Source organism: Flavobacterium frigoritolerans, assembly GCF_025847275.1.
Taxonomy (GTDB): domain Bacteria; phylum Bacteroidota; class Bacteroidia; order Flavobacteriales; family Flavobacteriaceae; genus Flavobacterium; species Flavobacterium frigoritolerans.
This window is the reverse complement of the sequence record NZ_JAOZEV010000007.1, coordinates 179,733-195,929: the sequence shown is the minus strand read 5'-3', so window position 1 is coordinate 195,929 and position 16,197 is coordinate 179,733. Positions and strand designations below refer to the sequence as shown.

Annotated in this window: 6 protein-coding genes; 3 read left to right on the top strand and 3 right to left on the bottom strand. The window is 33.6% G+C overall.

Annotated elements, in window-relative coordinates:
* The coding region (locus OIU80_RS11540) for a T9SS type B sorting domain-containing protein (protein WP_264287153.1) at positions 1 to 1,058 on the top strand (1,058 nt) is incomplete at its 5' end.
* Between the two features lie 41 nt (positions 1,059 to 1,099).
* Complete coding sequence (locus tag OIU80_RS11535) at positions 1,100 to 2,077, top strand: PorP/SprF family type IX secretion system membrane protein (RefSeq protein ID WP_264287152.1); 978 nt, start codon at positions 1,100 to 1,102, stop codon at positions 2,075 to 2,077.
* A 194-nt stretch (positions 2,078 to 2,271) separates the two neighbouring features.
* On the opposite strand, the gene OIU80_RS11530 is transcribed toward OIU80_RS11535, so the two are convergent.
* The 3 genes from OIU80_RS11530 to OIU80_RS11520 all read right to left on the bottom strand — a co-directional run bounded on the left by OIU80_RS11530 (position 2,272) and on the right by OIU80_RS11520 (position 8,385).
* On the bottom strand, positions 2,272 to 4,212 hold the full coding sequence (locus OIU80_RS11530; RefSeq protein WP_264287151.1) for a T9SS sorting signal type C domain-containing protein: 1,941 nt from the start codon (positions 4,210 to 4,212) through the stop codon (positions 2,272 to 2,274).
* Positions 4,213 to 4,912: 700 nt separating this feature from the next.
* Complete coding sequence (locus OIU80_RS11525; RefSeq protein WP_264287150.1) at positions 4,913 to 6,073, bottom strand: histidine decarboxylase; 1,161 nt, start codon at positions 6,071 to 6,073, stop codon at positions 4,913 to 4,915.
* A 356-nt stretch (positions 6,074 to 6,429) separates the two neighbouring features.
* Entirely contained in the window at positions 6,430 to 8,385 is a 1,956-nt protein-coding gene (locus tag OIU80_RS11520; protein ID WP_264287149.1) for a T9SS sorting signal type C domain-containing protein, read from the bottom strand.
* A 767-nt stretch (positions 8,386 to 9,152) separates the two neighbouring features.
* Between OIU80_RS11520 and OIU80_RS11515 the strand changes: the two genes are divergently transcribed.
* Positions 9,153 to 16,112, top strand: coding sequence for a T9SS type B sorting domain-containing protein (locus OIU80_RS11515; RefSeq protein ID WP_264287148.1), 6,960 nt, complete (start codon positions 9,153 to 9,155; stop codon positions 16,110 to 16,112).
* Positions 16,113 to 16,197: the final 85 nt, after the last annotated feature.

Genomic DNA, 16,197 nt, shown 5'->3' with positions numbered 1-16,197 from the left:
CAGCAGGAGATTATACCTTCACTATAGTAGATGCCAATAATTGTACGACAACCGTTGACGTTACTATTACAGAATCAGATTTATTAGAAGCTAAAATGCTAAGTCCAATATTGCAAGAAATCTGTGCGGGTAATGAAGATGGGGCATTTAGTATAGAAGTTTCCGGAGGGAATATGCCTTATAGTTATAGTTTAGATAATAGAAGAGGGCCTTTTTTACATGGTGAACAGAACCAAACAATATTTGACTTTACTGACCTAAGAGGGGGTAATCACATAGTTTATATTAAAGACGCTACAGGATGTACCAATGAAATTGAAGTGCGTATGGATGATGCAGTTGTATTAAATCCTAAATCAGTGGTCAACTATGTTTGTGCTAACAATTCTGCGGAAAATTCAGTTACAATAACAATTGATGCTAGTATCACAAATTCTAATGAAGTAGATTATGCTCTTGATAATGGGGAATATCAGTCAAGTAATGTGTTTATAAATATTGCTTCAGGAACACATACCGTAACAGCAAGACATTCTAATGGATGTGAACAAACTACAGTACCATTTATTATAGATGATGTTCAACCATTAACATTAGTTTTAGGAGATGGAGAATTAAATGAAATTGTGGCTACAGTTACAGGTGGAAGTGGAGTATATCAATACACATTTAATGATGAGCCTTACAGTATATCCAATAAGTTTATTATATACAAATCTGGGATTTATAAGGTTACAGTAACAGATGAAAATGGATGTACAATAACCACTGATGAATATTTTGAATATGTAGATGTTTGTATTCCAAATTACTTTACTCCAAATGGAGATGGTATCAATGACAAGTGGGGACCAGATTGTACAATAAATTATAAAGATTTGACCTATGCTATTTTTGATAGGTACGGCCGTATAATCGCTGAGTATAAATTGGGTCAAAAATGGGATGGAAAATACAAAGGAGTTGAATTATCATCAGGAGATTACTGGTATGTATTGAAACTGAATAACAATAAAGATAAAAGAGAGTTTGTTGGCCATTTTACACTATATCGATAAATACTAAACAATTAATTATTGTTATCTAAAATTATAATACAATGAAAAAAATTATCATATCATTTCTACTCCTGGCTGTAACATCAAGTTACAGCCAGGAGTTAAATTTGCCTGTTTTTACCCAATATTTAGCCGATAATCCTTTTGTTATATCTCCAACATATGCGGGTATTGGAGATAATCTAAGAATACGTGCCAATGGTTTAACCCAGTGGGTAGGTATCAAAGACGCACCCAATAACCAATCGCTTTATGCCGATTTTAGAATTTTGGACCGTTCAGGAATGGGAATTTCACTTTATAACGATAGCAATGGATTTACTAAACAAACAGGAGTCAAAGTATCATTTGCACATCACTTGATTCTAGATTACTATTCAAAGCAATATTTATCTTTTGGTATCTCATATAATATCAATAGTTTTAAAATTAATATTAATGAATTTAATTCAGGAACAGCAATTCCCGGTTCTTTAGATCCCGGTATTACAGATAACAGATCTGTGTCTAATAGTAACTTTGATGTAGGGGCTTTATATCGAAATAAGGATTTTTATTTAAGCTTTAACATAGGTAATGTTTTGGAAAAGAAAATAGATAAATTCGATGGAATAGAGCCAAGCTTACTTCGCAATTATCAAGTATATACAGGATATGTTTTTAAGGGGGCCGAGAATAACAGAATTGAGTTCGAACCATCAATTTATTACCAATTTTTTGCTAGTGATAAACGTTCCAGTACCGATTTTAACTTTAAGTTCAGGCAATACAATCGCTATGAAGATTATTATTGGATTGGGGTTTCTTATCGTTTCTTGAACGATCAGGTACTTGAACCTTTAATGATTGGACCCATGGCAGGTTTTAAGAAGTCAAATTTTTACTTTGGTTATTCGTATCAAGCATCTCTTAATGCTATTGGAGCCTATAATTCAGGAACCCATGTCATTACCATTGGACTTGATTTTCTTCGAGGAATCAGTAACTGTCCTTGTACCCAAAGTCCAGTTCGCCATTAAATGATTTATGTACGTTTAATAAAGATGCTATTAGCATAAATAGAATTGATTTTAATTTGTTATCTAAAAAAGTTAGTTTCTACGTATTCCTATAATTTATACATCCCCAAGTATGCATTGATTAAGGAATACCTGAAGCAAAAAAGCCATTTACGTTTTCGTAAATGGCTTTTTAAATTACAATTTTGTTACAATTAATAAATAACTTTTTTGGTCTCGATATGATTATCATCAGAAATTACTTTTACCAGCAAAACTTGATTACTAGATCTTAAATTGTCGATAACTAATTTAGAACCCGATACGGCATCTTTTTTGTACAGTAAATTTCCAGATACATCATAAACAAATACCTTATTGATATTCTTATTGTAGGCATCAACATGTATAGCTTTGTTAAAAATAGCTACCGAAACTTTGTTTTCCGTTGCTTCAAAATCTTTCGTTGATGTAGGTACCAAACTAGTAGCAACTGTATTAGGATTTACATTTTTTTCAGAAGATATTTTTGATGATAAGTTATTAGGAGAAGAAATATAACATATGATAGGATATGAATTGGATTTACAATTATTATCAGTATAAAGATATAAGTCACCGCTATAAGTACCTGCTGGAGTATTGGACGGTATCACAATTGAGATTGTATTAGTACCGAAAACAAATGTATGCGAAGTCAGGCTTTGATCTGCAAAGTTATTAGATTGCCATTCAATAGAATAGCCAGTGACTAGACTAGTATTAAAATTGACGTTACAAGAGGCTGAAGCATGTTGTAAAGTGGGGCTTTCTGAAGTGGAAATTCGAATAGGCATGAACTGCTCAGTACCACTAAGATGTGGTGAAGGTAAGATTGTTGTTATATTTATTTGCTCAGAAATTGTTTCATAGCCACAAGGCCCAACTCCAATAGCTCTATACGAATATGGATGGTATGTACTAATTGTATAACTTGGAGTAGCACTATTGGGTAAATCTTGCCATGGGGAACCTGGAATAGTATTTTTCTTTTGCCATTTACTAACTGGTCCTGTATTGCCCGATAAAGTTAACACAACTAGGTTTCCCCCACAAACGGTGGTTGGACCACTTATTGTTCCACCAGAATTATTGACTTGTGTTATTGTAGCTGTATTACTGGTGGTAATAGTAGAAGAACATGATTCAGAAGCTAGTTTAGTAATTGTTATAGTACTATTAAATGTATCATTTGGATAGGTGCTAGTAGTTGTAAATGTTCCTGTTCCTGCTGTAGTGACCGTTAGGTTGGTCGTTAATCCTGTAGCAGCTGGACTAGTCCTGTTATAAGTTACCACATAATTACCAACTGGTAATGACGCTGTACTCGATGTTAGTATTGCCATAAATGTTGTACTAGTATTGCAACTTGTAGCTGTTAGACCAGTTATACTATAAGTTGGGCAAGTATAAGAGAGAATGACTTGTCCCGCAGCGCCAGCCCCACCAGCTTGAGGGGCACCTAATGCTGAATTTATTGCGCCACTGCCGCCGCCGCCAGAAGCAGTACCTGCGTTTCCTGGGGCCGTACCCAAAAGTAGATTTGAAATAGTAGCACCTCCAGCACCATCTCCTGAATTTATACCTTCTCCACCAGCCCCACCAGCTCCAGAACTAAGTCCTAATGATAGTAAGGCTGAATTACCTTTTCCGCCTGGCCTACCTGCAATTCTGGTGGCTCCTATCGTAGCAGCAAATGCTCCTCCAGGTGTTGCACCCGGAGGGGTGTCAGAGTTATTAGCCCCACCTCCTGATCCTCCAGGTGCAAAAAAAATATTTTGATATTGAGTAATGGTAGAATACCCTCCAGCAGTACCATTAGCAGCTATTGTTCCAGGTGTTTGGGCTGCAACCACCACATTTAAAGTTGCTCCTGGAATGACAGTTAGTGGAGATTCGACATAAGCACCACCGCCACCGCCAGCGCCACCTCTCCCCAAAAGCAGTCCGGCACCACTAGCTCCTCCACCAGCACCTCCGCCGCCCCAGGCCTTAGCATAAATACTGGTTAAACCTGCAGGGACAATAAAGGTACTATTGGTGGTAAATGATTTAGTGGTTTGGGACCACGAATAAATACTGATAAAAACGAGTAATAAGAATAATTTTAGTTTCATAATAGTAGGTTTTAATAATTAAAAAAAGTAATGATTTGAGTAAAAGGTAATAAGTGGTATTTAAAAGTAAATCTGATTAAAAGGGGATTAATCTATTTTATCTTACATTTTTTCAAAGAAATAAAATACATAAAATTGAATGTTTGTGGAAATAAGAATAAAGTTATTACTTGTTTTTTATAGAATAAATATATTATTTCATATTTTATGATGCAGTACAACAGATAAATTTGTAGTATTATTTGTTTTATAATATGTTGTATGTTAATGTGTTATATTCTACGTGTTAGTTTTGTTTAGTAATATAATTCATATCGCAAGTTTTAATGATAAATCCTGATTTTTTTTAATGTAGGTGATATTTATAACTTAGAATAAGTCGAGGCCAACTTGGTCATTTAATCTATTGATAGTATTTGATCAATAAAGTAAGAGTTGAGATAGAAACGAAAAGACTTATCGTTATATTAATAAAATGTATAGTAGCTATGTCTTTAGTAAATCGTATCTTATTTTTTTGTGGAATATTTTATATTGTAAAAGTTAAGTTTGTAGGCAGGAAAAGAATTTCTGTGCTGTCGTTTAATAGATCTATTAAAATGATATTAAAACAAAGAGAATGAGCAATATTGCTCATCCCTAACTTATTTTTGTTAATAAATGTTCTTTTTCAACAAGTTATTTTACTAACTCTGAAACACTACCAACTGAATTCTGTTATTTCATTTGGGTTTTCGGTACAATTCTCTATATCGTTGATAAAAAGATCTATTTGTTCTATAGTCACGTTTGGCATGCAAATAATATGGGAAATATCACCCTGAGTGGCTAATTGCCATTTTGATTTAATTTCTTCAGTTGTTTTTGGAAAAACGACTGTTATAGAATTTGGATTTCTCCAGGCAGGAATCCCTATAGTTTTTAATTTTTGTTCACAGTATTCTGCTACTTCCAAACTGTGCAAATAGCGTTTTTTTAAACCTTCAACACCTAGTTTTTTTATGGCATACCATAAAAACAACGGACAATGACCGTTTCTGGACCCTGAAATTGTTGTATCTAGGGAGCCGATATAGGATATTACTTTTGAGATTCTATCCCTATTGGAGCGCTTCGTGATAATAACACCAGTTGGAATAGGCGAACCTATAAATTTGTGTCCACTGATTGAAATGCTCTCTGCGCCATCCATAAAATAAAAGGGAAATCGTGGTTGCATAAAGGCACCATAACTTCCAGATAAAGCTGCATCACAATGGATGTAGTTGTCTTGTATGACTAATCTTTTTAGAATATTCTTAATTTTTGATACGTCATCTTTAGCTTCTTTCATGGTTGTGCCAAAAGTGGCAAGTACTATGGCAGGTTTATTACGATTTAGTTTTAGAGTATTTTCAAAATCATCATAATCTATTTCACCATTTTCCTGTGAACGAATAGCGATGCTTGGTATGTTGAGTAAGTGAATGTTTTTGCGTATGCTGTAATGAGCCGATTCAGAGTAGTATACTATGGCTTTTGGATGTAATTCTCGTGCGAGATACAGTCCGTATAGATTACTTTCAGAACTGCCATTTGTTACATAACCCCAATAATCTTTTGGATCGGCGCGGAATAATTTGGCAAAAAAGCCAATTACTTCCATTTCTAGTTCGTGTGTTTGTACTTTGTAAGTGCAATTCTCAAAAGGATCTCCAAGATTATTAATCGGGTATTTAAAAAAATGATTGATTTCCGAATAATCAAAATCTTTGGATACAGGATAGCCTAAGAAAGTATCTCGGGCATTTTCGATGTATTGATTCAAATCAAATAAGCGTTGACAGTCTTGTATGGATAGTGATTCTGAGATGGGTATCATAACATTTATTTTTACAGTAAATTTACTTTTAATGGTTTTCTATTTTTTATTAGTGAGTACATTCAAAATATAATTCTAAATTTGAGTTGTAATTAAGTTTTTAATATCGAATTTAATGTTTCTTTTTTCTGAAACCATATAATTATTCAGAGATGGATGCCATAGATAAAAAAATAGTAATGCTTTTGCAGTTAGCGCATCAGTTTTAATTACTCTGTTTGTTCGTTTCACTCAGGTTATTAAATTTATGGCTAACACACAGGGATACATTTCTTTAGCATAAAGCAGCTATATTCCTTGTAAATAAGTAAAATAGCTGCTTTAATTTAAAAAAGGCTGTGTTTCTATGTTAAAAATCAATAAATCACTTTCTTAGTTTCGATATGATTATCATCGGAAATTACTTTTACCAGCAAAACCTGATTACTTGATTTTAAGTTGTCTATCACTAATTTAGAACCCGATACAGCTTCTTTTTTGTATAGTAAATTCCCTGATACATCATAAACAAATACCTTATTAATATTCCTATTGTAAGTATCAACATGAATAACCTTGTTAAAAATGGCTACCGAAACTTTGTTTTCTGTTGCTTCTAAATCTTTCGTTGCTATAGGTATTAAACTAGTAGTAATTGTACTGGCATTTGTATCTTTTTCAGAGCCTGTTTGGAATGGTTTGTAAATAATTAATTTAATTGCATACTTATCGGATTTGCAAAGATCATTATAAACATATAAATTACCGCTGTAAGTGCCAACTGGAGTATTAGCTGGTACCACAATTGTATTTATATTTCCATTAACCGTAGCTGTAAACGTATAAGAAGTGAAATTTTGATCTGGTAATTGATTAGAATTCCATTCAACAGAATACCCATTGGGAAGGCCATTAAGGGTGTTATTATTATGACCTTCGACAGAACTATAGATAATTGTTAGATATTGCAAAATGGAGCTTTCCGGAACAGAGCCGATCACAGGATCAGAAGGGAAAAAAATATTACCATTGGAAATTATAGGGATTTGTAATATAGTTACAGTCGTTGGTTGAGACTCAGTACTACAATTTCCAGTCACTACAAGAGCTCTAAAGTCTGTTTGTCTGTTTATTGGGAATGATGTATAAGTTGTAGCAGTGCTTGGATTAGGGACATCCGTCCATTGATCTGAGTTTGACCCATCCTTAAATTGCCATTTAGTAACTAATCCTGTGTTGCCTGATAAGGTCAAGCTACAAGAGGTTCCTATACAAGTCGCAGTTGCACCACTTATTGTTCCTCCATATATACTTGTTATTGTAGCTGTATTACTGGTGGTAATAGTAGAAGAACAAGACTCAGAAGCAAGTTTAGTAATTGTTATAGTGCTATTATCTGTATTATTTGGATAGGTACTAGTAGTTGTAAAGGTTCCTGTTCCTGCTGTAGTGACCGTTAGATTGGCCGTTAATCCTGTAGCAGCTGGACTAGTCCTGTTATAAGTTACCACATAATTACCAACAGGCAATGAAGTTGCACTCGATGTTAGTATTACAGTTAATAAGGTGCTATTATCACAACTTCCAGCTTTTACACCAGTTATACTATAAATTGGACAAGTATAAGAGAGAATGACTTGTCCCGCAGCGCCAGCCCCACCAGCTTGGGGAGCACCTAATGCTGAATTTATTGCCCCGCTGCCACCACCTCCTGAAGCTGTACCTGCGTTTCCTGGAGACGTACCCAAAAGTAGATTTGAAATAGCAGCACCTCCAGCTCCATCTCCTGAATTTATACCTTGTCCACCAGCCCCACCAGCTCCAGAACTAAGCCCTAATGATAGTAAGGCTGAATTACCTTTTTCGCCTGGCCTTCCTTTAGTAACCCCATTAGTTGATGCTGAATCATCAAATTGTGCTGCTGGCGTTGCATCTGGGGGTGTCTCGGAGTTATTGGCCCCACCACCTAATCCTCCAGCGGCCAAAAAAATATTTTGATACTGAGTAATGGTAGAATGCCCACCTGCTGTACCATTAGCGCCTATAGTTCCAGGTGTTTGGCCAGCAACAACCACATTTAAAGTTGTTCCTGGAACGACAGTTAGTACAGATTCGACAGCAGCGCCACCGCTACCCCCGGCTGCACCTCTTCCCCAAAGTAGTCCGGCACCACTGGCTCCGCCACCAGCACCTCCGCCACCCCAGGCCTTAGCATAAATACTGGTTAAACCTGCGGGGACAATAAAGGTACCATTGGTAGTAAATGATTTAGTGGTTTGGGACCACGAATAAATACTGATAAAAACGAGTAATAAGAATAATTTTAGTTTCATAATAGTAGGTTTTAACAATTAAAAAAAATAATGATTTGAGTAAAAGGTAATAAGTGGTATTTAAAAGTCAATCTGATTAAATGGGGATTAATCTATTTTATATTATCATTTTTTCAAAGAAAAAAATACATAAAATTGAATGTTTGTGGAAAACAAGAATAAAGTTATTACTTATTTTTTATAGAATAAATATATTATTTCACATTTTATGATGCAGTACAACAGATAAATTTGTAGTATTATTTGTTTTATAATAAATTGTGTATCAATGTTTTATTTTCAGGAAGTTAATTTACTTTAGTAATATAATTCACATTATAAATTTTAATGATAAATCCTGATTTTTTTAGTGTAGGTGATATTTATAACTTAAGAAAAGTCGAGGTCAACTTGATCATTTAATGTATTGATAGTATTTGATTAATAAAGTTATAAGTTGAGATAGAAACGAAAAAGACTTATCATTATATTAATAAAACTTATAGTAGCTATGTTTTTATTAAATCCTATCTAACTTCAATTTTTTTATCGAATATCATATATTGGAAAAGTAAAGCACTTTTATAGCTTTCTTATTCTCTAGTTATTTTGCTCAATTATTACGTTAGATTTTTAATATATCTTTTGATATAGCAGTCAATATAAAAGCCACTAATCTAATCCAAAGAATATTAAAGATTATTAGGATTCATAATAGAGAAATAATTATTGCTAGATACCGATTTCAAAAAAAATTAATGGGATTAAAAATATATTAATGCATTACTATGAAATTGCTGCCTATCAGATTAGTTATTCTAATATTCTTACTAGTTCCTTTAGAAGAAAATTTTTCACAAAATGTATCTATACCTTCTGTAGAGATAAAAGATCATAAAGAAAATAGTGGTGTAATAAATATTGATTGTGATTATGATTTCTTACCCAATAATGGAATCCAGTTAAAAGCAATATATCCGGAGATAAGACAAACAAATAATTATGAGGTGTCATCAATTGATTATGTTCCGATAGGAGACTTCAATCAAGGAGAAGTCGTTGATATTAGGAATAATAACGGGAAGTTGGATGACACCTACAGCGGAGCTATAGACATACCTTTTGCTTTTTGTTTTTATGGAAATACGTATTCAAAAATTATAATTAGTGATAACGGAGTACTGAGCTTTAATACAGCTTTGGCACAACAAGAATGCCCGTATGCTCCACCAAACATGCTTCCGACCGGACTTCCTAAAAATTCTATTTTTGGAGTATTTCATGACATGCAAAATACAAATCAGGTAAGGTATCGAGTAGAAGGCAGTTCTCCTAGCAGAAGAATTATTGTTAATTACACTAATATCGCCCAATACGGATATGCAATGCCAGGTAAAAACTCCACTTCGCAGATTGTGTTATATGAAGGAACAAATATAATTGATGTGTATGTAAAAGATCGGTTTAAGAATGAAAGCAACAATCCCATTTTTGAAGGAACAGGATCGTACCGAAAAAATGCCGTGATTGGGCTTACAAACTATGATTCAAGTGGGGGGATTACTACTCCCGAAAGAGATACGGGAAATTGGGAAGCCCATAATGAAGCATGGCGATTTACGCCTAATGGAAGTACTAATATTACAATTAATTGGTATGATGAATATAATAGTGAAATTTCAGGAACACGAAATTTGCAAACTATATTAGTCTATCCAACTCAAAGCACGAAATATAATGTAAAGGTAACCTATAATATGTGTACTCCGATTTCGGTACAAGATATTATAGAAGTAAAATTTTCTCAAGACTTCCCTACGACAAAGGAAGTAACTACAGCAGCATTTTGCGTAAATAATGACGAAAGTTATACACTTGATTTAATTCCATACGAACTTGAAATAAACTCAGATTCATCTCTCTCTTTTTCTTATTTTGAAGACAAAAATCTTGCTATTCCCATAGTATACCCTAAGAGTGCCTATATTTTTTCTAATAATAAGACCATATATGCCAAAGTCTTAAAAAGTGGGGTTTGTTATAGCGTTGGAAAGCTTAATCTAAGATTAAATAAAAAACCAGTAATTACACCCAATCAGTTTTTTGAAAAATGTGATGAAAATAATGACGGAAAAGAAACTATCAATTTAGCTGCGTTAGGTATATATGGACTAAACAACTGCTATTATAAATTTTTTGACTCACCAGAAGCAGCTATTGCAGGGAATCCAGAAATAACTAATTATACTGCATATCCTTTAGATATAACAGCAGAAGCTGTTAATACCAAAACTCTATACTTGCAGGTATGGAACGCTTATTATAACGATTTAGATTGTTATACAGTAGTTCCGTTTAAAATAAAGCTAAAAAAATATGTAGAAGTTAAAAAACCTGAAAAACCATTTTTAATTTGTCATGTAATTGAAAATCAATTAGTCGTAAAGTATGATTTAACTCAGTACGAATCTCAGCTTCTTGAAGCTCCGTCTACTGGAGTGAATTTTGAATATTATACCGATCCCAGTTACAATGCCTATTATAAGATCCCAAATCCAGCCTTAGCATCTTTTACCATGAATGCGACTATTTATATAAAGGCCAAGGTAATAGGGTATTGCGATGCATACACACAGATAGTGCTTGCGGCAGATAATGATTGTGACGGTACTCCAGGAGGTGGCGGAGGTGGCGGTAACTCAACTGGTCCAGGTGGCTCAGGAGGAGGAGGAGGTTCTATTTGCGATACAGACGAATCCTCTTTTACAGTAAACCTTGATAGTGATTATCTTAGATTTTATTTACAGGGAAGCCTGACTTTATCAGATATTACTCTTATTGGTTTTTACGATTCTGCCAATAATTCATTGCTCACCGATACAGCTCCATACAGCTATCATTTTTCGCCTCCATTCTTTAAAGTAATACAGGCACGTTATACAATTAATACAACAGGATTGGAATCGTATGTTAATTTCCCTGTAAGTGCTTCGAAAAAAGCTACAATATATCCAGATACTTTTGATATATGTGATACTTATAATGACGGAAAAGAAAGCATCACTCTAAAAGCCAATTATAATTCCAAACCAAAATGGCAGGCAGCATTAGAAGCAGAATATCCCGAAGCCACTATTTGTTTTTTTTCCACCTCAGAAGATTTACATAGTTATGAAGCAGATCCTGGCAATCCAATTAATAGTAATAAAATTATTACCGATATTACCTTAACAATTCCACAAACTACTGTGTATGTTTATGTAAAATATTATGGGTGCATTTATACACACGAAATACATTTTACTCTGGTTCCAGTTATAGTAAAGTCCATAAACCAACCTTATATGGTTTGCGATTTTAATGATGATAAAAAAGAACTGATAAACATAATTAAAATAACTACTAACGAAACTGATGTAAAGGATGAATTAACTCCTTCACAATTAATTAAATTACAATGTCCAATTAGATATTATCAAATCGTTACCCAAGCTCATACAGGAACGTCTAATAACATTATCAATCTTACAGATTTTGAGATAAATGCCCAGCAAATGGCTGTGTTTGCAAGACTCGATATAGAAGAGGAATGCCCAGTTATAGTTGAAGTTAAGTTCCAATTTACCACTTCTGTAGCTTTACCAGCTCTTAGAAATCTAATTATATGCGATATAAATAATGATAATCAAGAAAGGGTAAATCTAAATGAAGCGCTGATAAGTAGCGATTCAAACGCAGAAATTAGTTTGTATGGAACACCAGAAGCAGTCGAGGAAGGAAATGAAGCTTCTCCGTTTTTTATTTCTACTGGCATGGCCACAAATTATCACGTAACAATTTCTCCTACTACCATTTACGTACGAGTATATGATAAAGTTACCTCATGTTGGGAAATATTGAATTTTACCGTTATCCTAGTCAAAACACCTGTACTTATTAATACTATTATAGAAAATTGTGATTTTGAAAATGATGGAAAAGAAGTGCTCACAACTAGTTATATGCAAGCACAGCTTATCGCTAATAATTCAGATATTTCGTCAACTATGACTTATAATTTTTATGAGACACAAGCAGAAGCTATTGCAAATAGAACACCTTCACTTAGCACTTTTGAAGCAACAGAAATTAATTCAATTTGGGTGAACATTGCACAAAGTATTGGAGATTGTCCTATACTAGTAGCATTAACATTTAATCTGGTAAAATCTCCTATCTTAGAGACAAAACCGCTAGTTTATACCATCTGTAATAACAATACAGGAAATGAAAATGGAGCAACGAAAGAAAATGTAATCTTAGATAGGTACAGATCTGATGTTTTAGGGTTTCCTACAGGCAGTAATTATATGTTTACTTATTACGATACCAATACTGATGATGCAATAACTGGAGGAAGTTTTGGTAGTGTGCCATCTGCTTATACAGTTACTTCATTTCCTAAAACCATTTGGATAAGAGTAGTCTATAAACCAACAGGATGTTTTTCAATTAAACCAATTATTTTTCAACAAACTTCTTCGTTGGAAAGCCTTATTAAAGACTCCGAAATTGTAGCTTGTGCAAACGGAGAAATGGCTATGGAAATTAATTTAAAAAATTACCCGCCACAAATGATAACAGGATTAGCAAACTTAAATGATTTTGATATTAGCTACCACAATTCTCGGGCTAATGCTGTAGGTAATATTATTATATCTTCTGATATAACACATTTTAATGCAACGCCAGCCAGCCAGATATGGATAAAATTTGTAAGCAAAGCAACAGGCTGTTATATTGTCAAAAAGCTAAGTGTAACGATTTACAGCACCCCAAAAGCTCAGGATATATTTCCTGAAGTTTGTGATGAAACCGATTGGGAATTGGATGGAAATTATAGTATTCCAGATTTAGATGTTTACAAAAATCAAATAATTACAGGAGAGTCCAATATTGATAATCTATATGTTTTTACCTATTACAAAAAATCAGACGATGCTATTGCGGGAAATGAACATACAATTAATAAGCAAAACTATACTTTTACCGAAGCTGATTTAAAGCCCGGAGCATATCCTAATACCAATTTTTATAGTATTTATGCACGGATTGATAAACAGGATGATACAGGATGTTTTTCTGTAGTCGGTATCTCTTTCCAGATAAATAAAAAAGTGCCCATAACAACAATTCAGCCTGAAATTTTAAAGTGCGATGAAGCAAACAACGATGGAAAAACAAGATTTGATTTAACTACTGTAAAAGACAAAATTTCCACAGCTATAGGAGTTGGCTTTAAATATTATTCAACCAAAGAAAATGCTCAAAATAGCATCAATGAGATAAAGAACATAAACAGTTGGCAGAATCTAAGCCCCTACGAGCATATTGTTTATATTAGAGTTTCAGCTTTAGGTTACTGTGATAATATTGCTTCTATCAAACTAAAAGTATACCCATATATAAAAGCAAATGATTATGAAATTTCAGATTTATGTGAATTTGAATCAGATGGAAAAACAGAAACTACAGTAAATCTAGTTAATGAAGTAAAACAGATGACTTTGCAAATTAACAATCTTGCTGAATATCCTAATTTATTAGATGATATAGACATTAGTTTTTATGTAAGTTTAATAAATGCTCAAAATCCAACTGTAACAAATTCGATTCCTACATCGGATTTATCCACTTATGGGGTACCAGTAGGAATAACTAAAGTTTGGGTACGGCTTCAAAGTAGAATCACCAAATGTTTAGAAATTAAACAGCTGACTATAATTAAACTAAAAGCTCCGAAAATTAAGGTTAAACAGACTCCATTTAGATGTAGCGCCAATAATACTTTACTTGATGCAGTTGTAGCGCTTATTCCATCTAAACAAGATGAAATATATAGTTATAGCTTTGATAATGGAGTCACTTTTTCTGATACAAATGAAGTTACTGTAAATACTGAAAAAACAATAGATTATGTTGTAATAGATAAAAAAGGTTGTAGAATTACAGGGAATGTATTAGTTCCAGGATATATTGTACCAACAAATCTGGATATCACAGCAACTCCTATTTACTGTAACACCATAGGCGGAGTTGCCACAGTAACTGTTGAGAATGTTACTGGTGGAATCGGACCTTATACCTATGAAATTATTGAGCCGCTAGTAGCTGCAGTCTCTAATAAAACAGGTGTTTTTCCTAATTTATTACCTAATACGTATCAAATAAAAGTTATCGATGATGCTACTAAATGTTACCTAGTAAAACCTATTGAAGTAGCCAAGGCACCAGAAATAAAAGTAGTCAAGCAATTACATAGTGATGTAAACTGTTACGGTGGAAATACAGGATCGATTACATATGCAGTGAGCAATTATAGTATAGCAACAAATTACACCTATAAACTAATCCCTAATCCACTGGCAATAGAACCATTTCATGAGGGAGATGTTATTACATATACAAATCTGCCAGCAGGAAAATATACTTTCATAGTAACGGATGTTATATCAGGCTGTACTGATGAAGTTGGATTAATGGTTAATCAACCAGTTTCACCTCTTAAGTTTAAAGAAACTATTACTAATATAACATGTAATGGGGCCAATGATGGCAAAATTGTCATAACAGCAACTGGAGGTACAGGAATTATTAAGTATGCTATTTCTCCAAATTTAACTCAGTTTAGCGATACACATGTATTTGATAATTTGCCCCCAGGAACCTATCAAATTTTGGTTCAGGATGAATTAGGATGCTTAGGAAATGGACAATCAATTTTAGAAATCAAAGAGCCTCATATTTTACAGGGCAGCGTTATTGGTTCTATCATGCAGGAAACATGTAATGGCGCTAAAGATGGGGCGTTTGCAATTGCTATTTTTGGAGGAACACCACCTTATAGCGCAAGTCTTGATAATAAAACGCAGGGATTTAGGCCAGTTGAAGGTACAGAACTAGACTTTACTAATATTGTTGGAGGTATTCACAAAGTATTTATTAAAGATGCGAATTGCTTAACCGATGTTGAAGTTGTGATGGATAAAGCAGTTACACTAGCCCCTCAGGCAAAAATAAATTACAATTGTGTAGACAATACTGCAGCAAATTTGGTGACTATTACAGTTCACGAAAGTAATATTAATTCAGATGATATAGATTATGCGCTAGACAAAAGCAAAGTGTATCAGCAAAGCAACATATTTGTAAATGTAGCCCCTGGGAAACATACTGTCACAGCGAGGCATACCAATGGTTGTGAACAAACAACAATACCATTTAGTATCTATGAAGTTCAAAAATTAACATTAACAGAGGAGGGATTAAATGAAATTGTTGCTACAGCATCAGGTGGAGCGGGTGGATACCAATACACGTTTAATGGAGAATCTTATGGATCAGTCAATAAATTCATTATTTACAAATCAGGAACCTACATCGTTACAGTTACAGATAAAAATGGATGTACAGCAATAGTATCAAAACATTTTGAATATATTGACGTTTGTATCCCGAATTATTTCACTCCAAATGGAGATGGAATAAATGATACTTGGGCACCAGGATGTACCGTAAACTACAAAGATTTGACATTTGATATTTTGGATAGATACGGACGTATAATATGTAAATATAAGCTAGGTCAAAAATGGGACGGAAAATACAATGGAGCTGAGTTACCATCAGGCGATTATTGGTATGTAATAAAACTCAATGATAATAAAGATAACAGGGAGTTAGTTGGACACTTTACTCTTTATAGATAATTTAACCAAGTAAAGGATCATTTGATAGAACTAGATAAAAATTAGATTGGCACATTCAAATAGAATAGGTATCTTATTGTAAATA

Bases quoted from the DNA above. Each gene is read 5' to 3' on its own strand.
- OIU80_RS11535 (WP_264287152.1), top strand. From the start codon at position 1,100: ATGAAAAAAATTATCATATCATTTCTACTCCTGGCTGTAACATCAAGT.
- OIU80_RS11530 (WP_264287151.1), bottom strand. From the start codon at position 4,212: ATGAAACTAAAATTATTCTTATTACTCGTTTTTATCAGTATTTATTCG.
- OIU80_RS11525 (WP_264287150.1), bottom strand. From the start codon at position 6,073: ATGATACCCATCTCAGAATCACTATCCATACAAGACTGTCAACGCTTA.
- OIU80_RS11520 (WP_264287149.1), bottom strand. From the start codon at position 8,385: ATGAAACTAAAATTATTCTTATTACTCGTTTTTATCAGTATTTATTCG.
- OIU80_RS11515 (WP_264287148.1), top strand. From the start codon at position 9,153: ATGAAATTGCTGCCTATCAGATTAGTTATTCTAATATTCTTACTAGTT.